Raw genomic sequence first — 22519 nt, 5'->3', positions numbered from 1 at the left:
AGCGCGGGTCACGGGCGCAACTCTATTGCGGTCTTGCCGATCCGAACCGGCGTACCTATGGGAACTCGCACAGCAGTTGTCACTTTGGCCCTGTCGAGGTAAGTGCCGTTGGTCGATCCTAGATCTTCCACATACCATTCGGAGCCTCGCTGAGACAGCCTGGCATGCCGAGTAGAGGCGTAATCATCAGTCAATACCAAGGTCGAGTCGTCCGCGCGGCCGATGAGCACCGGTTGGCCGCTCAGCGTGATCCGGGCGCCCTGCAGAGCCCCTTCAGTCACAACCAGATACCGTGCCGTGTCGCGGCGCTGCCGCGAGGGCAGCAGGTTGCCGCGCAGCGTCAGACCACGACGAACCATCACCGCGCCGGTCGGTGCATAGATGTCGGTGCGCAGAATCCGCAGCACCGACCAGATGAACAGCCATAACAGCATCAAAAACCCGGCACGCGTCAGTTGCAGTACCAACCCCTGCATCCGGCGGTCCTTTCCGTCCCGGCACTGCCCACCCCGCGCACCTGATGCCGTGCACCTCAGCAAAGTCACGATACTTCGACAGTGACCGATGCGGGGAGATGCGCGGCAGCTACGAGTCGGTCGGCTCAGTGAATACGGACGATGATCTCGGAATGACCCAGCCGGATCACGTCGCCGTCCGCGAGCTGCCACTCCTGTACCGGGGCGTTGTTCACGGTGGTGCCGTTGGTGGAGTTCAGGTCCGAGAGCAACGCGACCTGACCGTCCCAGCGGATCTCCAGATGCCGGCGTGACACGCCGGTGTCCGGCAGCCGGAACTGGGCGTCCTGGCCGCGCCCGACGATGTTGGAGCCGTCGCGCAGCTGGTAGGTCCGGCCACTGCCGTCGTCGAGCTGCAGGGTGACCTGAGCCCCTGCGGACCCGTAGCCGCCCTGGCCGTAACCGCCGTAGCCGCCCGCTTGGCCGTAGTCCTGCGTCGGCGGCTGACCATACTCAGGAGCCGACTGCTGGCCGTAGTCGCCGTAACCCTGCGACTCTCCGTAGCCCTGTGGCTCCCCGTACCCGCCCTGCGGCGCGTACCCACCGGGTGCCGACGCCTCGGCGTACTGGGTGTAGTCGCCGCTGCCGTAGTCCTGGCGGCCGTAGCCGCCGCCCTGCTGGTAGCCCTGGTCCTGCCCGTAGCCGCCACCCTGTTCGTAGGACGGCCGCTGCGGCTCGGGGGGAGCGGGCGGCGCGCTCGGTGCGCCGTACCCCTCGTCCTGGCGGGCGGGCTCGCGGCCGTAGTCGCCGTAGCCGCCGCCGTAACCCTGCTGACCACCCTGCGGCTGACCGTAACCACCCTGCTGGTAGCCCTGGTCCTGGCCGTACCCGCCCTGGCTTCCGTATCCGCCGGCGGGCGGACCCGCGGGCGCGGCGGGCGGAGGTGCCTCGTAGGTGGGCGCGTAGTTGCTCTGGCCCTGCTCACCGTAGCCACGCTGGTCGCCGTAGCCGCGCTGGTCGTAGCCGCCCTGGTCGCCGTAACCGCGCTGGTCGCCATAGCCGCCCTGCGGCTGACCCTGGGGTTGGCCCTGCGGCTGGCCGTACCCACCCTGGCCCTGACCGTAGCCGCCCTGATCCTGGTAGCCGCCCTGACCGTAGCCACCGTGTTCCTGGCCATAGCCGCCCTGCTGGGGAGGCGGGTAGCCCTGCTGCGGCGGGTATCCGCCGCCCTCTGCCGGGTACGGAGGCTGGCCACCCTCATGCGGGCGCTGGTAGCGGTCGTCGTAGTACTCGTCGGGCCGCCCCTGCCCCTGACCGCCGCGGTAGCCTGGATTGTCAGTCATCGGTCGTACTCCTGGTTCTGCGCCAAACGCATGATTTGATTGTGGCTGGGCGGAATCGGTAGCCGTCGGGCGGGGCTCGACGTCGGGGTTGACAGTCCCGCGGGCGCGGAACTGGCCAGTGTGCAGGTTCGAGGCCTGCTCGAACCGGACGACCACTTCACCATACGTTTGCCACCCCTGTTCCTGGATATAGTCCGCCAAGTACCGAGCAAAAGCGCTCGACGTGAGCTCCGGGTCGCCGCCCAACTTCTCGAAGTCGTGCACACTGAGGGTAATGATGTATTCGTTGGGTGCCAAAAGGCGATTTCCCTGTAGGGAGCGGACGCCGTCGGCAGCCTCGCGGCGCAACAGGGCTTCCACCTCTTGCGGCACGATCGATCCCCCGAACACCCGGGCAAACGCATCACCAACCGTCGACTCGAGTTTGCGCTCGATGCGCTGAACCAGCCCTCGTTGGCTACCCATTTTCGCGCTCGCCTCACTCCTGTGCACGGGAGTCGTCGGCCGAAGGCGATGAACTCGGCCACGTGACTTGTTAACTGACAATCGTATCGGGACAGCGCGACGCGGCGGCACCGTCAGAATCCTGAGAATCACATCGATACTGTTCGGAGACCTTTCGCCGACTGCGTGGGGGTGCCCCCGAGCGCACGGTTGGGGTGCGCAGCCACTACAGTGATATGGTCCTCCGGTTGTTTCGGGCGAGTGGCGGAATGGCAGACGCGCTGGCTTCAGGTGCCAGTGTCCTTCGGGACGTGGGGGTTCAAGTCCCCCTTCGCCCACATAGAGCGGTTCCACGAACTGCGACGACAAAGGTCACGAACCAGAAATGGATCGTGACCTTTGTGTTTGGCATAGCGATTTAATTGGGTACTGCGAGGACGGTCGACCGGGGAGTCAAGCTCCCGGTCCACTCAATGACCGCCGCAGTCGACGAGCTTCGTCAAGCGATTGCCGAGCTACCGGCCTTCCATCCACACGGTGACCCACGGCCGGCCGTCGAAATGGAGCGTCTGCCGAAGATCCACCGCGTCGGACCGCGGCATAAGCTCCATCGGGTGGCGCAGCAACGTCGCGTTTGATAGTTGGTCGAGGCAGCCACCACGGTCGAAGTCTGCTCTGGTGGCGAACGCGGGCCAGGTATCGCATCACACCCGCCATCACCATCGCTAAAATGGCGAATTATTATTCTTGTAGCATTCAATGTCCAGCGGATTCGAACAAAAACGCTGCGCATTGCAGCCGGCCAAGGTCGTGGCAGAAATTAAAACAAACATTATCGCGCCAATTGCCCGCACCCGGTGAGCGCGCATATTTGAAGCTCTCTTCATGTTTTAACTCTCCTTTATGACGAGTCGACACCAGCCAAGGTGATGTTACCCGCCACCAGCAGTTTTGCCGCAGCTGTCACCATCGTTGTGCGAAAAAGAGCCCGAGACGATTCACCTAAAACAGAACCAGAGCTAATACTAGATAAAGCGTTCAAATGAGACGTTCACGCGTCACCGCCATGGGCACAATTCAGGTGCAAAGCCAGCCACGGCGGCGTCAGCAGCCGCGGCATCGAATCCAACAGGAACTTCTGGCCCGGCCAACAGAAAAACCACGGCCGACACCGGTTACGCGGAAAACATGCCGCGACTCATCACGATCGCACGCGCGGACTTTCGCTGAGCAGGATCAGCATCGCTCGTTGTCGTGCTGGGCGGCTCAGCTTCCGCGTCCGCCCGTTGACGTCACATCCGACTCCGGCAGGTACCGGCGCCGTCGGCCGCTTGGCATGAGCGCGGATTGGGGTATGACGGACGGCCGTATCCGCGACGCTCGGCGCCGTCTACGGTCTATCTGACAAAACCGCGCCGACACCGCCGTCGGCGACGATCCGAGGAGCCACAGAGTTGAACATCGATCCCGCGGCCACCGCGTGGTTGCTCGCCAGCACCGCGCTCGTCCTGCTCATGACCCCCGGCCTGGCGATCTTCTACGGCGGCATGATGCGCACCACCGGCGTGCTCAACATGATCATGATGAGCTTCATCTCCATCCCGGTGGTCACGGTGGCGTGGCTGCTGGTGGGCTACAGCCTGGCCTTCTCCGACGGCGGGGCCGGCGGTTTCTCAGGTGGGCTGGCTCACGCCGGCATGAGTGGAATCGGCCCGGAGACCCTGCACGGACAGGTGCCCGAGCTGCTGTACGCCACTTTCCAGCTGACCTTCGCCATCATCACCGCGGCTCTGGTCAGCGGCGCCATCGCCGATCGCGCCAAGTTCGGGGCCTGGATAGTGTTCGTCCTGGTGTGGTCGGTGGCGGTCTACGCGGTGATCGCGCACTGGGTGTGGGCGCCCACCGGCTGGCTGGCCAAAATGGGAGTCCTGGACTACGCGGGTGGATTGGTCGTCGAAATCGTCTCTGGCTCTTCGGCTTTGGCCCTCGCCCTGGTGCTCGGCCCGCGCATCGGCTTCAAAGTGGAGGCGATGCGCCCGCACAACCTGCCGTTCGTCCTGCTCGGGGTGGGCCTGCTGTGGTTCGGCTGGTTCGGGTTCAACGCCGGATCGGCGCTGGCGGCCAACGGGCTGGCGTCCGCGATCTTCCTCAACACCCTGGTGGCTGGCTGCCTGGGCATGCTGGGCTGGCTGACGGTCGAACAGTTCCGCGACGGCAAGCCCACCACGTTCGGTGCCGCCTCGGGTGTGGTGGCCGGTCTGGTGGCGATCACCCCGTCGTGCGGCACAGTGAACACGCTGGGCGCCGCGGTGGTCGGCCTGGTCGCCGGAGTGGTGTGCTCCTACGCGATCCTGGTCAAGTTCAAGCTGAACTACGACGACTCTCTCGACGTGGTGGGTGTGCACTTCGTCGGCGGCGTGGTCGGGGTCTTCCTGATCGGGCTGCTCGCCACCGCGGTGATGACCGGCGGCCCGAAGGGCCTGTTCTACGGCGGCGGATTGGGCCAACTCGGCAAACAGTCCCTGGCCATGGTGGTGGTCGCCCTCTACGCGTTCACGGTGAGCTTCGTGCTGGGCAAGCTGATCGATCGGATCATGGGATTCCGGCTCAGCGCCGCCGACGAGAAGAGCGGGATCGACCTGGCGGAGCACGCCGAAACGGCCTATCCCGAAGGCGTTTACGGCCACCAGGCACCGCGCCGTCCGTCCATCGGCGAACGCGACGACTCCCGCCCGCGGTCGATCGACGACGACGACCTGTCGTAGCACATGTGCTACCTTTGGTTATGACAGTTGTTGGGCTTCGTGAACTGCGTCAGAACGCCTCTGAACTCGTCCGCCGTGTGGAGCAGGGCGAGGAGATCGTCATTACCGTCGCTGGCCGTGCGGGTGCTCGGCTGGTCCCCGCAACCCCCCGAGCCTGGCGTCGGTGGGCGGACGTAGCCGAACTTGTCGCCGGGCCCGCCGACCCCGACTGGGATATGGATCGGAGCACGCTGGCCGGTGAGCTTGAAGACCCTTGGTCGACCAAGTGAGAGGCGTGCTCGACACCAGCGTGGTCATCGCGACAGACGTCCCTCCCCTCGAGGGAGAGTTGGCTATCAGCGCCGTGACGCTGGCCGAATTGCACTTCGGTGTGCTGGTCGCAAAACGAGGCAGCGTTCGGGCCGAGCGACTGCGCCGGCTACTGCTGCTCGAGCGGACCTTCGACGCACTGCCACTCGATGGAACGGTGGCCGCTAGCTACGGCCAAGTCGCCGCGGCTGTCGTCGAGATGGGCCGCCAGCCTATGGCCCGGTCGATGGATCTGCTGATCGCGGCTACAGCACATGCACATGCGGCACGTTTGTACACACGGAATCCGGACGACTTCGCCGGCCTCGGGAACCTGGTCGACGTGGTTGCGGTCTGACTTCCGAATTGCCCTGGCGATAACCTGGCCTCGTGAGCAGCAAGCAAGTGCCGGGGGGCGTCGTGCACGAGATGCCGGCTGATCTGCGTCAGGCGCTGGTCGCGAACTCGACCGCCCTGGAGTTGTGGAAGGACATCACTCCCCTGGCCCGCAACGAGTTCATCTGCTGGGTCGAGGACGCCAAGCAGGCGGCTACCCGCGAGCGCCGCATCCGGCGGACCCAGGAGGAACTCGAGGAGGGCAAGCGCCGGCCCTGCTGCTGGCCGGGGTGCAAACATCGCGAGCGCAACGGCCGATAGCGGTAGGCCCGTTGCTGGACCCGCCCCGAAACGTCTAGTGTTTGGTTAGGCGAACCTAATCTGGCGGTTACCCCTCCCGCCGGATCAGGTCAACGCCCCGCTGAGTCACAGCCCTGACTGCAGCGAAGATGCCGAATCCGGGCACGCCGAGCGCGAGCCGGGCTGCGCAGCATGGGAGGACCGGTTGCTGATGGGTGCGATGCCGAGGGGTTGGCCGGCGGAGAGTGCGCAGTGACGACGCCGATCTGGATCGCCTCACCTCCCGAAGTGCACTCGGCACTGCTGTCCGCCGGGCCCGGGCCGGGCGTTCTGTTGGCGGCAGCGGGTGCCTGGCAGGCACTGGGTGCCGAGTACGCCGAGGCGACCGCGGATCTGTTGAGCGTGCTGGGTGCCGCCCAGAGTTCCTGGCAAGGTCCGAGCGCTGCTCAGTACGTCGCCGCCCACGCGCCGTACCTGGGCTGGCTGACCCAGGCACAGGCGACCAGCCAAGCCGCCGCGGCCCAACACGAAGCGGCGGCCGCGGCCTACACCACGGCCCTGGCGCTGATGCCGACACTGCCCGAGTTGGCCGCCAACCACGTCGTCCACGGGGTGCTGGTGGCGACGAATTTCTTTGGTATCAACACGATTCCGATCACGCTGAACGAGGCCGACTATGCGCGGATGTGGCTGCAGGCCGCGGCCGCGATGGGTGGCTATGAAGCGGCGTCGGCAGCGGCGCTGGCAGCCGTCCCGCCCACCTCGCCGGCGCCGACGGTGGTCAAATCAGACGCAGCCGCCGAACCCAGCCAACTCGCCGCCGCGGCTCCCGCCGCCGATTCCGGAAACCAGCTCAATCTCGCCGACATCATCGCCCAGTTGCTGCAGCAGTACCTCCAGTACGTCCAGCAGCTGTACGAGCCGATCACCAACTTCCTGCAGAACCCGGTGGGCAACACCTTCCAGCTGATCACCGACTTCATGACGAACCCGGCGCAGGCGCTGAGCACCTGGGGACCGTTCCTGTTCGCCGTCATCTACCAGATCGTGACGTGGATAGCGGCGAGTCTCACCTACCCCCAGCTGCTACTGGACCCGCTGCTGTCGATAACCCTGGGGGTGGTGATCGGGGTGGGTTACGAGTACCTCCAGCAGCTTCCCGGCCCGGTGGCCGAAGGTGCGGAAGCACCGGCGGCGGTGGTCAACGCACCGAGTCACTCGTCGAACTGGCCGCTGGCGACCCTGGCGCCGACGATCACCGGCCCGGCCGGCGCTCCGGCGGCTTCGGCCACCGCAAGTGCCGGGTCGGCACCGGCCTCGGCCGCGCCGGCGCCGGCAGCGTCGGCGGTGCCGTATGCCGTCATCGGGCTCGATCCCGGTGAGGGGTTCACGCCGACATTTCGCGAGGGATCCAGCGTAAAGGCGCCGGCGCAAGGTATTCCGGCGGCCGCCGCCGGTGTCGCGGTCCGGGACAAACGCCGGTCCCGACGACGGCGCGCGGCTACCATGCCGGAGCACCAGTACGCCGACGAGGTGCTGGATTACGACCCGGAGCCCGACCCGGTGCCGCCCGACGAGCCGGCGGTGACGGCCTCAGGAAGCCGTGCGGGCGCGATGGGCTTCGGGGGTACCGCGGCCAGGGGCGACGCCGACGCCGCCGGACTCGTGACCTTGCCCGCCGACGAATTCGGCAGTGGCCCAACCGTTCCGATGCTGCCCAACACGTGGGAGTCCGAACAGCGCTAGCCTCAGTTGCTCGGCTGTGTATTGACCCAGCCGACCACTTCGGCGGTCACTGGGTCGGTGATGTCGTTGTATTCGGGATGCTTCTTGAGCACCGTGACCACCATGGAACACACCGGCACGATCCGTTTGCCGTCCGCGCGCGTCGCCTGTAGCGCGTCTTCGAGCAGCAGTGTGGCCAAGCCACGCCCGCCGAATGCCGGGTCGATTTCGGTGTGGTGGAAGACCCGCTGATCGCCCCGGTCGGCGAAATCGGCGAAGCCGACGTCTTGGCCGCCGACGGCGATCGTGTAGCGCCGGTCCTCTCCTCGGATGTCGACCTCTGCACCGGTTTTGTCGGTTGTCATGTGCGCTCCTTCTGATCTGAAAGTGGTCTGGGAACCAGCCGGGTGGTTGGCATCGGCGGGGCGGGCAGGCGGGCGACCGAACCCTGATAGCCCCGGACGGCACCGAAGCGGTCGTCTGAATCGTTATGGGCGTCCTGCCATTGCCGTCGATAGCCGACGATCTCGTCGTGACTTCGTCCGACGAAGTTCCACCACATCACCAACTCTTCGCAGAACGGCGCGCCGCCCAGCACCAGGACCCGGGCGGGGCGCCCAGCGGTGTTGCTTAACCGCAGCACGGAGTGTCCGGTGCCCAGGAACCCCAGATCTGCCACCGACAGTCGAACTCCATCCAGTGCAACCTCTCCGTCGTCGCACAGCACACCGTGCTCGAAGGCCGGGTCGATCCCGAGTTCGAGCTCGGCCCGCGGCTCCAGGTCAAGTTGAGCTCCGAGCAGCGGGGTGAAAGTCGTTACCGGCGAACGGCTCCCGGCCAGCTCACCCAGGAAGACCGAGGCTCGAGCCCCCAAAATCGACACCGGTTCGGGACGGTAGTGGGCGAAGTCTCGAGCCGTGTCGCGCGCTGAATCCGGCAGTGCCACCCACAACTGCGCGCCGTGCAGCACGCTGCCGCCCACGGCCACTTCGGAATGACAGATACCCCTGCCGGCCGTCATCAGGTTGAGTTCGCCCGGCCGCACCATGGCGTGCACGCCCGCGCTGTCGCGGTGCTCCACCTCCCCACTGAACAACCAGCTCACCGTTTGTAGGCCGGTGTGGGGATGCGGTGGAACGTCCATCCGCGCGGCGTCTCCGGTCACCGGCCCGTAGTGATCGACGAAGCACCAGGCGCCGATCATTGAGCGCTGCCGCTGTGGCAGGGTGCGGCGCACCGGCATGGCCCGCGGCCCGCCGAGGGGCACCTCCCGTGGCCGCAGGATCTCCACGGCCGGGGTGTCCACGGCGACCTGCGCAGCGCCACAAGCAACTTCGGCCGGCGCGATCTCCAGGTTGCTCACCCTCGCGACCCTACTCGCCGACTCACCGGCCCGGCGGTTGCAGCGCCTTCATGGCGACTCGCATCACCGGCTCGGGTATCCGGTCCTTAAGCGCCAGCGCCCGGTCGGCGGCACGAGAGCGCAGCGGTGTGCCTCTGCCGAACATCCGGTTGAAAGGGCCCCCGGTCGGTTCGACGGTCACGTGCAGCGGTGGGACGTCGACGGCAGAACCCAGGGCATTGGAGATCACCATCCGCTGAATCTCGCTGGTGCCCTCAAAGATGGTGTACAACTTGGCATCTCGATACCACTTCTCCACCGGGTGATCGGTGATGTAACCCCAGCCACCCATCGTCTGAATCGCGCGCTCGGTGGCCTTGACGGCGACTTCGCTGGCGGCCAGCTTGGACATGGAGCCCTCGCCCCGCTCGAAGGGGACGTTGTTGGCAGCCATCCAGGAGGCGCGCCACGTTAGCAGCCGTGCCGCGTCGATCTGAGTCGCCAAGTCGGCCAACGGAAATGCGATGCCCTGGTTGTTGATGATGGGTCCGCCGAACGCTTCCCGCTCGGTGGCGTAGGCGGTGGCGTATTCCAGTGCGGCGCGCGCGATTCCGATCGCCTGCGCCGCCACCATGGGCCGGGTCTGCTCGAAGGTGCCCAGCGTGGCGGATCCTGACTTCTTCGCGCCGGCCACGACTTCGCGGGCCTTGGCCAGTTTGTGTTCGAGTTTGTCCTGTCCACCGAGCAGATTGCCGCCAGGTACCCGCACACCGTTGAACCGCAACTCAGCGGTATGTGATGCCCGGCAGCCCAACTTGTCCAGCTTGCGGACCAGTTCCAGTCCGGGGGTGCCGCCCGGTACGACGAACAGGGCCTGGCCCCGGTGGCCGAGTTCCTCGTCGACCACCGCGTTCACCACGTGCACGTTGGCGATGCCGCCGTTGCCGATCCACATCTTGTGACCGTCGATGATCCAGTCGTCGCCGTCGCGGCGGGCATGGGTGCGCAGGTTGCGGACATCGCTGCCGCCCTCGGGTTCGGAGATGGCCAGCGCGGCCAGCTTGAGGTCTCCCGGCGTCCCGAAGCATTCCGGAGCCCACTGCAGCATCTGCTCGGGCGAGGCGGCCTGGCCGATCGCCGAGAGTGCCAGCGCCGGCATCACGATGGCCAGGCCGATTCCCGCGCAGCCCCAGAACAGCTCCTCCATGAACATCGGTAGCGAGATGCCGGTCGGGTCGCCAATCAGATCCCGGTAGAACAGCGGGCTGTAGAAACCGCGCTGGGCGGCCTCCTCCAGCACCGGCCACGGAAACTCCTGCCGCTGGTCGAATTCCAGCGCCACCGGCCGGATCACCTCCTCGGCGAACTCGTGGGTTCGCCGGGCCAGATCGTGTTGTGCTGCGGTAGGGGTCACGTCGAAAGTCATGGGGCGCCTCTGGTTCAGTTGCCTCGGCCCGGACGGGGCCACTGTCAAGCGCGGTATACCCCGGGTTTCGGCGCGCTATCCGCGCGACTTCCCCGCAGCGCAGGTCAGGCCGCCGAACGCGGACCCACCTTGGTAGCCGGGAGATGCAGGATCACCGGGCTCAGCGGAAGCTGGTTGGTCTCCAGCGCGCGTTCCCGGCTCGCTAGCAGGGCCGCGTTCTCGGGCAATTCCCGGGCGTTGATCTCTCCGGCGGCGATCCGTCGCAACACCTCGTGGGCGTGCGCGAGTTGCTCGCGCTTGCGATACTGCCCGCCGGGCAACTTGACCCCCGCCCAGACCCCGTACTCCTCCTGGTGCTTGATCGCCCACTCGGCGCAGAGTCGCTGCTGCGCCAGGGGGCACCGCCGCAAGCACTGCACCCTCGCCTCGATTGCCGACCGCTCGTAGACGCGTGCCTTGGCGGCACCGTCGCCACCGTCGTCGTCGGGGTAGCCGAACCACAGTTCCGGGTTTGAGGTGCAGGGGTTTGCCATGTTTGAGGCCTCCTCGTCCATCTGAAACGTAGGCAGAAGCGTATACGCAGAAGGGCTGGATAGACAAGATAAACGGATAACAAAACATATAATCACTAGTGAGTCGAGGCGCCTGTGTAACATTCGCGTATGGCCTGGAGCCCGCCGTGAGCCGCGAGTCGGCCGGCGCGGCGATTCGCGCACTCCGCGAATCACGGGACTGGTCATTAGCCGACCTCGCGGCGGCCACCGACGTGAGCATCATGGGGTTGAGCTACCTCGAACGCGGTGTCCGCAAACCACACAAAGGCACTGTTCAGAAGGTTGAGGAGGGCCTCGGTCTGCCTCCGGGCACCTACGCACGGCTGGTGGTCGCGGCGGACCCCGAAGCAGAACTTGCCCGCCTGCTCGCCGCGCGACCGCCGGCACCCGCCTCCGCCCGGAGCCAGGGAGCGGTCACCGTCGAGCGTCACTCTGACACCGATGTGCTCGAAGAGTATGCCGAGGCACAACTCGAAACGCTGCGATCACTCATCGATCGGATGCCGACGAAGACATCAAACGAATATGAGACGTATATTCTGAACGTGATCGCACAGTGCGTGAAGGCGGAGATGCTGGCGGCCAGTTCGTGGCGGGTGGCGGTGAATGCCGGCGCCGATTCGAGCGGCCGCCTGATGGAGCACCTGAAGGCGCTCGAAGCCACTCGCAGCGGGTTGCTGGAGCGGCTGCCGACAAGTCTCAGCGCCCGATTCGACCGGGCCTGCGCGCGGTCGGAACTCCCGGACGCCGTCATTGCGGCGCTGATCGGCGTCGGCACTGACGATGTGTGGGACATCCGCAACCGTGGTGTCATCCCATCCGGGGCCATCCCCCGCGTGCGTGCATTCACAGACGCGGTGCAGGGTCATGAAGCCATCGACGACGGGACCGCAGGTGAGTGAACCGGAAGTCGAGGCACTCGAGCGTGCCCACCGACTGTTCGCGGGGAACACGCCCCCGGTGACGCTGGAGCCGGTTCCGGTCGTTGAAGCGAAAGACGTTGCGCCACCGAGTGGTTATCAGCGTGCCGCCAACCGCAGCCACATCGTCCTGGCATCGGCCGCGCACACGGATTCAGTCCTCGCGACGGTCATGGCCGGGGCGCGGCGGGACCGGGGCGCTGCGCGGGAGCTCACCGCCGGTGTCGTCGATGAAGCTCGCGCTGATGCCGCGGTCGCCCCGGCGACGCCGCTGGCTCAGCGCGAGGCAATACGCCGGCGGGTGGCGCGGTTGCGAGCGCAACGGTCTCACGTTCTCTCCGCGCAAAGCCGCGCGCGGCGGCACGGCGAAGCGCTGCGTACGCTGCGGTATCGCGTCACGCACCGTCGCGCCCGGCTGCCGTCGGCGCACGGTCGCGCGGGCACAGCGGTGCGGGCTGCGCTTTCCCGGCTGGGGCGGCCCTACGTGTGGGGTGCTACCGGTCCCGATCAGTTCGACTGCTCCGGCCTGGTCCAGTGGGCGTACGCGAAGGCGGGAGTGCACCTCGATCGCACCACCTATCAACAGATCAACGACGGCTTTCCGGTGCCGCGCGCCCAGGTGCAGCCAGGTGACCTCGTCTTTCCGCATGCCGGGCACGTGCAGATGGCGATCGGCGACAACCTCGTGGTCGAAGCTCCCTATTCGGGTGCCTCCGTCCGGATCAGCCGACTGGGCACCAATGTGGCGATCCGCCGGCCCTGGTAGAGGAAGGTTCAAGTCATGTCGGACCAAGCGGGATCATCGATCAGCGCCATTGCCGCCCGCCAAGCTGAACTGGCGACCAGGCACCGCGCTGCCTCCGAGGCCGACCGGGTCCTGACCGACACACTCGTCGGCGCGCACGAAGCGCTCCGGGAGAGCCTGCGCCGGCTCGATGCGATCGCCGCGGAGATCGAGCGTGCGCGCGGGCTTGCGCTCGATGCGCCGTTGGGCGCGCGCGAGTTTCAGCGATTCCTGTTGTCCAAACAGCGCGAAATCACCTCTGTCGTCACCGATGCCCGCGAGCTGAGCCGCGCCAAAGGCGCTGTGCTGCAAGGGCTGCGCTCACAGTACGGGCAGCCGTCCACAGGGTGAATTGTCGAGGGGACGGTGCCTGGGTACTGTCCCGCGGCATGGAGGGGTCGTGACGACGTATCAGGACCTCGTGGACACGATGCGACGCATTCAGGAGCGCACCGGCGACCCGTTGGCATGGATGGCCGGGCTGACGCCCGAGGAACGGATCGCCGCGGTATCGCCTCCGACGAGCGGGGCGCAGCTGGCCGAGATCCTGGCCAAGATCCGTCGGCAACACCCGGACCTGTTCCCCCCGACGAATTCGCCGGCGCCCCCGGATCGCGCCGACGGCGATGCTGCCAAGGCCATCGCGGATGCGGAAGTCGCTCTGGCGCACCAAAATTCCATGACATCTCAGCTGGACATGCAGGTGGTTTCGGCAATCCTGAACGCCCACCTGACCACGGTGGAGGGCCGCGACGCACTCACGAAACTGCAGCACGAGATCGAGACCGCCGTCGCAACGCGCTCGGATCTTGACACCCCGGCCGGCGCAAGGGATTTCCAGCGGTGGCTGATCGGCAAACTCAGAGATATCCGCGAGGTGGTCGCGACCGCGAGTCTGGACGACACGTCCAAGTCGGCCTTGATGGCGGCGTGGACGTCGCTGTACAACGCGTCCGAGAACGCGGCGGAGACATCCGCCCGACGGCGGCCGGTGCCGGAACCGACCTCGCCGATCGGGCACGCCGGGGACCGACAGCCGGTGCCGGCCGCCGCAGCGGACCCGTTGCTGGACTCGTTGCTGCTCGATGACCCCGGGTCGGCGCCGGCCGCCGCGCCCGGTCCCTCGCCTACGGCGGTATCACCCCCGACGACTCCACCCAGTTCGGGCGGTGGAGCATCCCCGGCGGGCTCGTCGCCCCCGGCGCTGGGCCTACCAACTGGGTTAACGCTGCCGAATCTGCCGGCCGGCAGCGGTCGCGACGGGCGATCGCTCAACGACGGGCTCTGGGATGACGACCGGATTCATCGAGAATCCGCGGATGAGGACGAACACGACCATCACGACGACGACCATCGGGACGCGGAGCCGCCCGATCCCTCGGGTCAGCATGAGGCGCCGCCGGCAGGTCCGACGACGGTGACGCTGCCGACCGGCGAGACGGTGACCGCTGCCAGCCCGCAACTGGCCGCGGCGATCCAGGCCGCGGCCGGCGGCACCCCGATCGCCGAGGCATTCCAGCAGCAGGGCATCACGATCCCCCCTCCGGGCACCGCAGTCAGCGCTCCCCTGGACCCGTCGCGTGTCGAGCCGGGCGACATCGGCATGTTCAGCGATCGGCACGCGCTGGCCCTCGGACGCAGCAAGGCGCTGCTGGACGGCCAGATTCAACACATTTCGACCGTGGCGGGGCCGAGCTTCCTAGGCTGGGAGCACCCGCCGGCGCCGGCGAGCCAGGCGACAGCACCAGCTACCGAGACACCGACACCGACCCGGCCGTCAGCCACGGCCTAGCCGCAGAGGAGGAGAGAGCGGATGGCAGACCGAATTCATGTGGTGCCGGCGCATTTGCGGGAAGCCGCCGCCCATCACCAGCAGGCCTCCGAGCAACTTCGGGCCCTGCCCGCGTCGCATGCGGCGATTCAGGACAGCCTGGATTCTCTTGGGCCGATCTACAGCGAACTGCGCGAGGCTGGACGGGAACTGCTCGAACTCAGGCGGCAGTGCTACGAGCAACAGGCAGACGACCATGCCGACATCGCTCAGCATCTCCACACCTCGGCGGCGCTGTGGGAGCAGCACGAACAAGAGGCAGCCGACAAGCTCGGCGGCATCCTCGATCGATGACCGTCACTAGACATTCATGACCGACGCCAACCCGGCCTTCGACACGGTGCATCCCAGCGGCCACATCCTGGTGCGCTCATGTCGGGGCGGATATCTGCACAGCGTCGCGCTCAGTGAGGCGGCGATGGAGACGGACGCCCAAACTCTGGCCGAGGGCATCCTGCTGACCGCCGACGTGTCGTGTCTGAAGGCGCTCTTGGAGGTGCGCGACGAGATTGTCGCAGCCGGACACACACCGTCCGCGGAGGTGCCGACGGACGCCGATCTCGATGCCGCTATTGAAAAGCTGCTCGAGCACCGGCTGCGTCGCCGCGCCCCCTGACCTTCTAAAGCAGCCAGGTCCGGCCGGTCTCCGGGTCGGGTGCGATCTCGGTTGGCGGCTCGATCGGGTTGTCGCCGAACAACTCTCGTGCCCGGCTGAGCAGAGAGCGCACCTCGTCGAGTTGCTGCTGCAGTGCGGAGTCAGCCATGGTCACACGCTACCCACGCCACGTCGGCCACACAATTCACCGTTCCCAGAACCGCCGGGACTGCCTGCCGAGTACCGCTACTCTAAGCCGGTGGGGATCTTCGGCCGTATCACGGCGCGTCAGCGGCTGCGCAGAGCTACCCAGGAATCGCTGTCGGTACCCACTTTCAGCGCGCCCCTCGATTGCACACCCTGGGTGATCGGCGGCCTGTGGCCTCCGGAGTTGTCGGCCGGTAACTCCGAAACCGCAACTCTCGCTGGATATCTGAAGGCTGACCTGCAGCGGATCGCCGGCGCCGCAAACGATGAGTTGCGCGTCATCGGCCGATCCGGAATGGAGTACACGGCCCGGCGCGACGCCGAAGCCAGCGTGATCGACGAGGCCCGCGACCTCGCGGTGCGCCGAGTCGAGTCGACGATGCGCCAACTGCGGCGGCTGCGGCAAGAACCGGGCACAGACATGGACAAAACACAGGTCATCCCCGCTGTCCGCGACGAAGCGCCGGTGCCCGCACCGGCACAGAGCGAGGACGGGCAGCGACCCGCCGGGACTACGGAGAGCCCGGCATCGACCGACGACGACCGGCTGCCGCGGCTGCTGGCATTCGTGGCGCGCCAGGAACCACGTCTGAGCTGGGCCGTCGGTGAGCGGCCAGATGGGACGACGGTACTGGTCACCGACCTCGCTCATGGCTGGATTCCGCCCGGCATCGCCTTGCCCGAAAGCGTCCGGCTACTGGAACCACGGCGCCGCAGCGGCCGCGCGGCCGACATGCTGGGTACCACCACCCGCGTGCTGACCTACACACCCGGTGACCCGGCCCGGTGGTCCAGCGATGCCCCCGACCCCCAGACATCGGATCAGCCGTTCGAGCTGCCGCCGGCCGAAGACCTGGACTGGGAGCTGAGGGTGGCGACTCACTGGCGCGAGGGAATACCTCGGATGGTGAACACGATGGTCAGCGCCGTCGCGGCCGGCGCCGACATCGTCGAGCAAGAAGCCGATCTGCTGCGGGTTCAACTGGATACCGTCCGGTACCAGGTGCTGGCGCAGTACCCCGACGTCGACCCGGCGCAACTGCTGAACTGCATGTTGCTCGCCGCTGTCGACAGCCGCGTTTCCGGGGACCCGGTGTCGGCCAACTACCACTTCGCCTGGTTCGCGAATCTGGCTGCCGATACCGCCTGAAACATGAATTGACGCTGGTCGGGGCCGTCGACATACTGTCATGGTGTCGGGGTCGGGTCCTTCCAGCGAGGTCAGCGACCGAAGCGCCGGAAGCGATGCAGACCTCGTCGAAGCGGTTCTTCGTGAACTGAGCGAGGCAGCGGACAAGTGGGAAGCACTCGTCGCTCAGGCTGAGACCGTCACCTACAGCGTGGACCTCGGCGACGTGCACGCGGTGGTGAATGCGGACGGCCGCCTGCTCGAGTTGACGTTGCACCCGGACGTGATGACCGGCTACGCACCCGGCGAGCTGGCCGACAGATTGAACCTCGCGATCGCAGCGCTGCGGGAGGAGGCAGAAGCCGAGAACCAGGCACGGTACGGCGGACGTCTGCAGTGGTGACGGGTACGGAATCGGGTCCGTACCGGTCACCGGAAGGAGAAGACTGTGCCACTCAATCTGTCCAACCGGGACCAGAATTCGGGGCATTTGTTCTACAACCGACGGCTGCGCGCCGCGATCACCCGGTTCTCCGTCCGGATGAAGCACGACGACCGCAAACAGCAAGCGGCAGTGGCCCTCTCTATCGTCCTGGTCCTCATCGGTGTCGGCTGGATGGCCTTGCTGCACATCATGAAGCCCGCCGGGTTGATAGCAAGCTCGGCCGTCATCGGCAACCGCGACACCGGAGCCATTTATGCCAAGGTCAATGGGCGCCTGTACCCGGCATTGAACCTCACCTCCGCACGACTGGTGGTCAGCAGTGCCGCCGCGGTCACCTGGGTCACGGCAAGTGAAATCGCCAAATATCCCACCGGCCCGATGATCGGAATTCCCGGTGTGCCGGACAGCTTGCCGGTCGTGTCCAGCGCGGTGTCGGCCTGGGCAGTGTGTGACACCGCACGCACCGCTACCCGGGGCAGCGCCACGCCGCCTCTCGTCACTGCGATCGCGGGACGTCTGTCCCCGCTGGACCGGGCGGCTGTGATGGAGCCGAAACAGGCACTCCTGACAACCCACAACGGCGCCACCTATGTGATCTGGGGTGGGCAACGGTCGCGGATCGACCCGACCGACCGTTCGGTGACGTTCAATCTCGGCCTGGATCCCGGTGTGACGTATCCGATCGAACTGTCCAATGCCCTCTTCGACGCCATGCCCGCTACGGAACCGCTTGTGTCGCCGATGATTCCGGAGTCCGGCACCCCGTCGAGGTGGCTGCCCGAACTCAAGGTCGGCAGTGTGCTGCAATCGCGCGACGCCGGTGGCACCGTCAACGGTTTCTACGTACTGCTGGGCGGCGGAGTCCAGAAAATCAGCAGCTTCGTCGCAGATCTACTGCGCACCAAGGACTCTCAAGGCTCGCCCGCACCCCTACTGGTAGCCCCGGATCGCCTCGTCCATATCCCGGTCGTCGACGTACTCAACGTCGACTACTACCCACCCGGAAAGCTGGAATTCATTGACACGAAGGCCAATCCCGTGACGTGCGTGGGATGGGAGAAGCAGGCCGGCGATCCCCAGGCCAGGGTCACCATCATCTCGGGCCGGGGGTTACCGGTTCCGAGCGCCATGGACTCCCTTCTGGTGCATCTGGTGCGCGATGACCGGTACCCGGAATCCAGCGAGGCCGACCAGACATTGATGCTGCCGGAAGCGGCCAACTTCGTAGCCACTACCAGCGGTGTATCAACGGCGGACAGCCGCGAAAGCCTGTATTGGGTTGCACCGCAAGGAGTTCGATACGGCATTCAATCGGATGCGCGAACACTGCAAGCGCTCGGGCTGGAGGCGCGCCTCGCCCTGCAGGCGCCATGGCCACTGGTGCGCACCTTCGCGCCAGGCCCGGCGATCAGTCGCGACGCAGCCCTGGTTGCCCGCGACGCCGTATCGGCCGGCGGTGCCCTGGCACCGATTCCCGACAACAGCGACGCCGGGAGCTAGCAGTGTCCAAAAGCGGGTTCGTGCGACCGAAACGCACACCGGTACCGAATGTCCCACCGGTGCGGGTGGCGGTCGGGGCGCCGTTGGCGCTGCCCGAACGCGAGCCACGCAACATCCTGCTGATGATCGCGCTGCCCGCACTACTGGTCGGCATCGTCGGCACGCTGGTCGTGATGTATGCATCCGGGGTCAGGTCATTACAGTCGGGCTTCTTCCCGATGGTCGGCCTGGTCGGTTTCGGCGCTCTGATGTTCGGGGGGCGGTTCGGGCGCGGACGCCGAATCAGTTGGGGTGAACTGGAAAAGCAGCGCCGCAGCTATCTGCGCCAGCTCGATGACGATCGCGAAGAAGTCCAGCGTGCCGCGCGGGTACAACGCCAGAGCCAGCTGTTCGTGCATGCCGACCCGCGGCGACTCGACACGGTGATCGGTGGCCCGCGGATGTGGGAACGGCGCCCCACCGATCCGGATTTCCTCGATGTCCGGCTGGGCATCGGTGTTCAGCAGGCTGGTGACTCCGCCGTCTCGCTGCAGTGGCCGGACGTTCCCATCGGGGAGGAGCTGGAACCGGTAACCGGGGGCGCACTCAGGGATTTCATCCTTGAACAGAGCAAGATCCGGGGAATCGGGAAGGTGCTGAGCCTGCGGTCGAAGCCCGGGTTCAGCTTCACCGCCGAAGATCCAAGCGACCTGCACAATCTGGTGCGCGCGTTGCTGTGCTCGCTCGCCGTCTATCACAGTCCGGAGGACGTGAAGCTGATGGTGGTCACCCGTCATCCGGAGCACTGGCAGTGGCTGGTCTGGTTGCCGCACAGCCAGCACGACGAGATGTTCGACGCGTGCGGGCTGCGCCGCCTGGTATTCGCATCGCCGACGGAGCTGGAAGAGGCACTTGACGCCGAGTTGCACCGCAAGGGCCGTGGGCCCTGGTCGCCGCCCGTGACGGCGAGCCCGACGTCGATGCCGTCACCGATGGAAGCGGCGACGACTCCGGCGTTGGGTCCGCACTGGGTGATCGTGGACGACAACGTCGGCACCCCCGAGCAGTGGGAAGGTGTGACCGGGCAGAAAGGCATGGCCGGAATCACCGTGCTGCGGCTGGCGACTCGCGTCGGCGCCGGCGTCGGATTCGCCGACGAGAGCCAGCGGTTCGCGCTGCGCGGCGGCAGGCTGATCCACCGTGACACCTTCTACGCCGTCGCCGACACCCTGGCGGACAGCACCGCCAACCGATATGCGCGTGCGCTGGCCCGCTGGTCACCGATGAGCGCCGGCGAGCTATCCGAAACCGACAGCCAGGCCGGCGAACTGCTGCGCGCCCTGGGCATCACCGACCCGCGCAACCTGGACGTCGAGCGGCTGTGGGCGGAAAGCCGGGGACGGGGCGATCCGAAGTGGGCGATGGTGCCCGTCGGTGTTCGACCGGGTGGCGACCTGCAGTATGTGATCCTGCGCGCCAAGGACTTCGGTGGCTACGGCTTCCACTCGGTAGTGGTTGGCACGTCTGGTTCCGGCAAGTCGGAGTACTTCCTGTCACTGTGCAGCGGTATCGCGCTGACGCACTCGCCGGAGACATTCATCGTGATCTTCGTCGACATGAAGTTCGAGTCGGCTGCCCAGGATCTACAGGGGTTTCCACACGTCGCCGGGTCGCTGTCGAACCTGGGGAAGGACGACCGCCACCTGGCCGAGCGGATGCGTAAGGCGATCAACGGTGAGATCGCCCGCCGCTACCGCCTTTTGAAGGATGCCGGCGCCCGTGATGCCAACGAGTACGAGGAGATGCGGCTCGCCGGACGGGATCTGGAGCCCATCCCGATTCTGCTGGTGATCATCGACGAGTACCTCGAGCTGTTCATCCATCATCCGGAGTGGATCGACCTGGTGATCCACATCGGGCAGGAGGGCCGCGGCTGCAATGTCTTCTTCACCCTCGGCGGCCAACGGCTGGACCTGTCGTCGCTGAGTAAGGCCAAGAGCAATATTGCTTTTCGGGTCGCGCTGCGCGCCGAGACCGCCGAGGACTCCCGCGACGTGATCGGAAGTGATGCCGCGCTGCACCTGCCATCGCAGGAGAACGGGTACGCGCTGCTCAAAGTTGGCCCGCGCGACCTCGAGCAGTTCCGGTGCTTCTACGTGTCAGCCCCGTTCGTGGTGCCGAAGCCGGCGCTGAACGTGAACAAGACAGTGGCCATGAGCTTCTCGCAACCCCGCGCGTACACCTCGGACTACCAACCGCTCAGTGAGTCCGACAGCGTGGCGTTGGCCGTCGCGGATGCGCCCGAAGAGCCTGACGAATTCCTTTTCCACTCAGACGGTTTCCGCAAGAAGAAACTCGTCGACGTGGTACGCGAGTCGCTCGTCTCGAACCCCGCCCGTCCGCCACATCAGATATGGCTTCCGCCTTTGGAAGTCAGTGAGCCGATAGACGCGCTGGTGGCCCGGTGGCGTGGGCGGCCGTGGCACGACGCCTATGGACAGAACCCAGGTCTGGTGTTTCCGCTCGGAATCGTCGACATCCCCGAGGAACACGACCAGCGCGTGCACGCGATCAACGCAGAAATGGACAACGTCATGGTGGTTGCGACCGCCCAGCGAGGTAAGTCCACCACCTTGATGACGCTGATGACTTCCGCGGCTCTGATGTACCGGCCAGAGCGGGTGACCTTCTTCTGCATCGGGGCGTCGCTCTACCCGGTCGAAGAACTACCCCATGTGGCATCGGTGGTGAGCCCGACCGACCGTGAGGGAGTCTCTCGTACCATCGCCTCGATCGAAGGCCTGATCTCCGCGCGCGAGGCAGCGTTCAAGAGGTATCAGATCGACATCTCCGAGTTCCGGGACCGGCGCTTCGGACTCGACGGTGCCGTTACGGGCACCGGCACCACCGACTCCGGGGACAAATTCGGCGACGTCTTCCTCGTCATCGACAACTTCAGCGATCTCTACGACAAAGACGCCGCCATGGGCGACCGGGCCATCGCCATTGCCCGCCAGGGCCTTTCATACGGTGTGCACATCATGACCACCGCGACGGCTTGGCTCATCGGGCAGAAGCAGCAGTTGGTCAATGTCTCCAACGCACGAATTCAGCTGCGGCTGAGTAATCCCGACGAAACTCAGATGGGTGAGGGATTCGAGCGGAAGAAAGCTGCCCGCAACACCTTGGACCGTCCCGGGTTCGGGGTCACCCGGGAAGGTTTCGAGTTGCTGGTCGCAGTGCCCGAGGTGGTCGGGCCGGCCGGAGAACGGGTGCCGACCCGCGACATCGGTGCCCTCGTATCGGAGATGACCGGGGCCGGGCGGGTCGAGAGCCTCGCCAGGCTGCCCGAACGCATTCCGCTCAGCGAGGTGGCGGACGCGTTTGCCGGTAGTGCCGGGGACGCAGACCCGTTGACCATTCCGTTCGGGATCGGCGAGACCGCGCTGCGGCCGGCGGCGCTGCCCTCGCGGTTGGTACCCAACATGCTGGTGGTGGGACGCCAGTCATGCGGGAAGACAACGACTTTAGCCGCGATGGGCCAGATGATCGTGGCTCGTTGCTCGCCCGAACAGGCGCAGATCACCATCATCGACCCGAAGACGTCTTTGATCGGAAGGATCCAGGGTGAGCAGGTACGGGCGTACGCGTACACCGCGGACGACATCGACGCGGTGATCGCCGAGTTGACGCAGCTGCTGCGCGACCGCCTGCCGCCGTCCGGACTGAGCCAGGAAGAACTCCTCAACCGCAGGAGCTGGGACGGTCCTCACCACTTCGTCCTCATCGACGACGAGCAGGAACTACGACCGCACGGTGTGCTGGGCAAGAATGCGGCGACGGCGCCGCTGTGGGGGCTGATCGAGCGCAGCCGCGAAATCGGCTTGCATGTCGTCGCGTCGCGTTTGCCCGGCAACTGGGCGGGCGTCTCGGTCACCAACCCGTTCCTGCAGAAGATGACGGGCTCCCGGGCGCCGACGTTGTTCATGGACAACGACCCGGTGGCGGTGAAGGTATTCGGCAGGACCAGTGCTCAGCAACTGCCGCCCGGCCGCGGTCTGTTGGTCACCAGCGACGGTGGGATCGAAGGAGTGCTGGTAGCAGAGCCAATGACGTGAATCGACAGGCGCCGGGCCTGAACCTAGACTCAG

The 22519-nt window shown here is 66.3% G+C and carries 22 protein-coding genes and 1 tRNA gene; 16 read left to right on the top strand and 7 right to left on the bottom strand.

The genetic code is table 11. From position 1 onward, the window contains the following. Positions 1–8: 8 nt before the first annotated feature. Both ACNQS7_RS20265 and ACNQS7_RS20260 read right to left on the bottom strand, forming a co-directional pair. Positions 9–476: an FHA domain-containing protein FhaB/FipA gene (locus ACNQS7_RS20265; protein WP_055578126.1), complete on the bottom strand. Its 468-nt coding sequence runs from the start codon at positions 474–476 to the stop codon at positions 9–11. Between the two features lie 125 nt (positions 477–601). Beyond that, positions 602–2263 carry a DUF3662 and FHA domain-containing protein gene (locus ACNQS7_RS20260; RefSeq protein WP_418013968.1) on the bottom strand — a complete coding sequence of 554 codons (1662 nt, stop codon included), beginning with the start codon at positions 2261–2263 and terminating at the stop codon, positions 602–604. Positions 2264–2497: 234 nt separating this feature from the next. Here ACNQS7_RS20260 and ACNQS7_RS20255 point away from each other — a divergent pair. The 6 genes from ACNQS7_RS20255 (at position 2498) to ACNQS7_RS20230 (ending at position 7677) form a co-directional block, all read left to right on the top strand. Beyond that, positions 2498–2580 (top strand) — tRNA-Leu (locus tag ACNQS7_RS20255). Positions 2581–3696: 1116 nt separating this feature from the next. Next, positions 3697–5007 carry an ammonium transporter gene (locus ACNQS7_RS20250; RefSeq protein WP_418013967.1) on the top strand — a complete coding sequence of 437 codons (1311 nt, stop codon included), beginning with the start codon at positions 3697–3699 and terminating at the stop codon, positions 5005–5007. Positions 5008–5027: 20 nt separating this feature from the next. Continuing rightward, complete coding sequence (locus ACNQS7_RS20245; protein WP_418013966.1) at positions 5028–5276, top strand: type II toxin-antitoxin system Phd/YefM family antitoxin; 249 nt, start codon at positions 5028–5030, stop codon at positions 5274–5276. Positions 5277–5281: 5 nt separating this feature from the next. After that, a complete protein-coding gene (locus tag ACNQS7_RS20240) occupies positions 5282–5653 on the top strand; it encodes a PIN domain-containing protein (RefSeq protein WP_418013965.1) in 372 nt (123 codons plus the stop codon). A 32-nt stretch (positions 5654–5685) separates the two neighbouring features. Beyond that, positions 5686–5952 (top strand): YdeI/OmpD-associated family protein, encoded by a 267-nt coding sequence (locus ACNQS7_RS20235; RefSeq protein ID WP_055578129.1) that lies wholly within the window; start codon positions 5686–5688, stop codon positions 5950–5952. A gap of 231 nt (positions 5953–6183) precedes the next feature. Further along, positions 6184–7677: a PPE domain-containing protein gene (locus tag ACNQS7_RS20230; RefSeq protein WP_418013964.1), complete on the top strand. Its 1494-nt coding sequence runs from the start codon at positions 6184–6186 to the stop codon at positions 7675–7677. A gap of 2 nt (positions 7678–7679) precedes the next feature. Here ACNQS7_RS20230 and ACNQS7_RS20225 read toward each other — a convergent pair whose 3' ends face one another. The 4 genes from ACNQS7_RS20225 to ACNQS7_RS20210 form a co-directional block, all read right to left on the bottom strand. Next, the gene (locus tag ACNQS7_RS20225; RefSeq protein ID WP_418013963.1) at positions 7680–8021 is read right to left on the bottom strand and encodes a GNAT family N-acetyltransferase; all 342 of its coding nucleotides are present in this window, start codon (positions 8019–8021) and stop codon (positions 7680–7682) included. After that, a complete protein-coding gene (locus ACNQS7_RS20220) occupies positions 8018–9019 on the bottom strand; it encodes a pirin family protein (protein WP_418013962.1) in 1002 nt (333 codons plus the stop codon). The genes ACNQS7_RS20225 and ACNQS7_RS20220 overlap by 4 nt, the downstream gene beginning before the upstream one ends. 22 nt (positions 9020–9041) lie before the next feature. Next, positions 9042–10424, bottom strand: a complete 1383-nt coding sequence (locus tag ACNQS7_RS20215; RefSeq protein WP_418013961.1) for an acyl-CoA dehydrogenase family protein — start codon at positions 10422–10424, stop codon at positions 9042–9044. Positions 10425–10528: 104 nt separating this feature from the next. Beyond that, positions 10529–10957 carry a WhiB family transcriptional regulator gene (locus ACNQS7_RS20210; RefSeq protein ID WP_418013960.1) on the bottom strand — a complete coding sequence of 143 codons (429 nt, stop codon included), beginning with the start codon at positions 10955–10957 and terminating at the stop codon, positions 10529–10531. Between the two features lie 146 nt (positions 10958–11103). Here ACNQS7_RS20210 and ACNQS7_RS20205 point away from each other — a divergent pair, with 146 nt between their 5' ends. From ACNQS7_RS20205 to ACNQS7_RS20180, 6 genes are read left to right on the top strand one after another with little or no spacing between them, the layout of a single operon-like run. Then, positions 11104–11880, top strand: coding sequence for a helix-turn-helix domain-containing protein (locus tag ACNQS7_RS20205; RefSeq protein ID WP_418013958.1), 777 nt, complete (start codon positions 11104–11106; stop codon positions 11878–11880). Beyond that, complete coding sequence (locus ACNQS7_RS20200) at positions 11873–12664, top strand: C40 family peptidase (RefSeq protein ID WP_418013957.1); 792 nt, start codon at positions 11873–11875, stop codon at positions 12662–12664. The genes ACNQS7_RS20205 and ACNQS7_RS20200 overlap by 8 nt, the downstream gene beginning before the upstream one ends. Before the next feature lie 15 nt (positions 12665–12679). Then, positions 12680–13033, top strand: coding sequence for a DUF4226 domain-containing protein (locus ACNQS7_RS20195; RefSeq protein WP_418013956.1), 354 nt, complete (start codon positions 12680–12682; stop codon positions 13031–13033). A 49-nt stretch (positions 13034–13082) separates the two neighbouring features. After that, the gene (locus ACNQS7_RS20190) at positions 13083–14474 is read left to right on the top strand and encodes a DUF4226 domain-containing protein (RefSeq protein ID WP_418013955.1); all 1392 of its coding nucleotides are present in this window, start codon (positions 13083–13085) and stop codon (positions 14472–14474) included. Positions 14475–14495: 21 nt separating this feature from the next. After that, on the top strand, positions 14496–14807 hold the full coding sequence (locus ACNQS7_RS20185; RefSeq protein ID WP_418013954.1) for an ESX-1 secretion-associated protein: 312 nt from the start codon (positions 14496–14498) through the stop codon (positions 14805–14807). A gap of 16 nt (positions 14808–14823) precedes the next feature. After that, positions 14824–15129: a DUF2694 family protein gene (locus ACNQS7_RS20180; protein WP_310777635.1), complete on the top strand. Its 306-nt coding sequence runs from the start codon at positions 14824–14826 to the stop codon at positions 15127–15129. Positions 15130–15133: 4 nt separating this feature from the next. On the opposite strand, the gene ACNQS7_RS20175 is transcribed toward ACNQS7_RS20180, so the two are convergent. Further along, positions 15134–15277: a hypothetical protein gene (locus ACNQS7_RS20175; RefSeq protein WP_310777638.1), complete on the bottom strand. Its 144-nt coding sequence runs from the start codon at positions 15275–15277 to the stop codon at positions 15134–15136. Positions 15278–15367: 90 nt separating this feature from the next. On the opposite strand from ACNQS7_RS20175, the gene ACNQS7_RS20170 reads away from it, so the two are divergent. Genes ACNQS7_RS20170 through eccCa form a run of 4 tightly spaced genes read left to right on the top strand, consistent with a single transcriptional unit; the run spans position 15368 to position 22486 of the window. Further along, positions 15368–16465 carry a DUF5631 domain-containing protein gene (locus ACNQS7_RS20170; RefSeq protein WP_418013953.1) on the top strand — a complete coding sequence of 366 codons (1098 nt, stop codon included), beginning with the start codon at positions 15368–15370 and terminating at the stop codon, positions 16463–16465. A gap of 40 nt (positions 16466–16505) precedes the next feature. Next, positions 16506–16847 (top strand): YbaB/EbfC family nucleoid-associated protein, encoded by a 342-nt coding sequence (locus ACNQS7_RS20165; RefSeq protein ID WP_418013952.1) that lies wholly within the window; start codon positions 16506–16508, stop codon positions 16845–16847. 45 nt (positions 16848–16892) lie between these two features. Continuing rightward, positions 16893–18389 carry a type VII secretion protein EccB gene (gene eccB, locus ACNQS7_RS20160; RefSeq protein ID WP_418013951.1) on the top strand — a complete coding sequence of 499 codons (1497 nt, stop codon included), beginning with the start codon at positions 16893–16895 and terminating at the stop codon, positions 18387–18389. Positions 18390–18391: 2 nt separating this feature from the next. Continuing rightward, positions 18392–22486: a type VII secretion protein EccCa gene (gene eccCa / locus ACNQS7_RS20155; protein WP_418013950.1), complete on the top strand. Its 4095-nt coding sequence runs from the start codon at positions 18392–18394 to the stop codon at positions 22484–22486. Positions 22487–22519 lie beyond the last annotated feature (33 nt).

Origin of the sequence: Mycobacterium sp. 23 (genome assembly GCF_048287075.1) — a bacterium.
In the GTDB taxonomy this organism is placed as follows: Bacteria; Actinomycetota; Actinomycetes; order Mycobacteriales; family Mycobacteriaceae; genus Mycobacterium; species Mycobacterium gordonae_B.
The sequence above is the reverse complement of the archived record's forward strand: the minus strand, read 5'-3'. Positions and strand labels throughout refer to the sequence as shown.

Excerpts from the sequence above, each read along its gene's own strand:
- ACNQS7_RS20265 (WP_055578126.1), bottom strand. The coding sequence starts at position 476 with ATGCAGGGGTTGGTACTGCAACTGACGCGTGCCGGGTTTTTGATGCTG.
- ACNQS7_RS20260 (WP_418013968.1), bottom strand. The coding sequence starts at position 2,263 with ATGGGTAGCCAACGAGGGCTGGTTCAGCGCATCGAGCGCAAACTCGAG.
- ACNQS7_RS20245 (WP_418013966.1), top strand. The coding sequence starts at position 5,028 with ATGACAGTTGTTGGGCTTCGTGAACTGCGTCAGAACGCCTCTGAACTC.
- ACNQS7_RS20225 (WP_418013963.1), bottom strand. The coding sequence starts at position 8,021 with ATGACAACCGACAAAACCGGTGCAGAGGTCGACATCCGAGGAGAGGAC.
- ACNQS7_RS20215 (WP_418013961.1), bottom strand. The coding sequence starts at position 10,424 with ATGACTTTCGACGTGACCCCTACCGCAGCACAACACGATCTGGCCCGG.
- ACNQS7_RS20210 (WP_418013960.1), bottom strand. The coding sequence starts at position 10,957 with ATGGCAAACCCCTGCACCTCAAACCCGGAACTGTGGTTCGGCTACCCC.
- ACNQS7_RS20195 (WP_418013956.1), top strand. The coding sequence starts at position 12,680 with ATGTCGGACCAAGCGGGATCATCGATCAGCGCCATTGCCGCCCGCCAA.
- ACNQS7_RS20185 (WP_418013954.1), top strand. The coding sequence starts at position 14,496 with ATGGCAGACCGAATTCATGTGGTGCCGGCGCATTTGCGGGAAGCCGCC.
- ACNQS7_RS20180 (WP_310777635.1), top strand. The coding sequence starts at position 14,824 with ATGACCGACGCCAACCCGGCCTTCGACACGGTGCATCCCAGCGGCCAC.
- ACNQS7_RS20175 (WP_310777638.1), bottom strand. The coding sequence starts at position 15,277 with ATGGCTGACTCCGCACTGCAGCAGCAACTCGACGAGGTGCGCTCTCTG.
- ACNQS7_RS20165 (WP_418013952.1), top strand. The coding sequence starts at position 16,506 with ATGGTGTCGGGGTCGGGTCCTTCCAGCGAGGTCAGCGACCGAAGCGCC.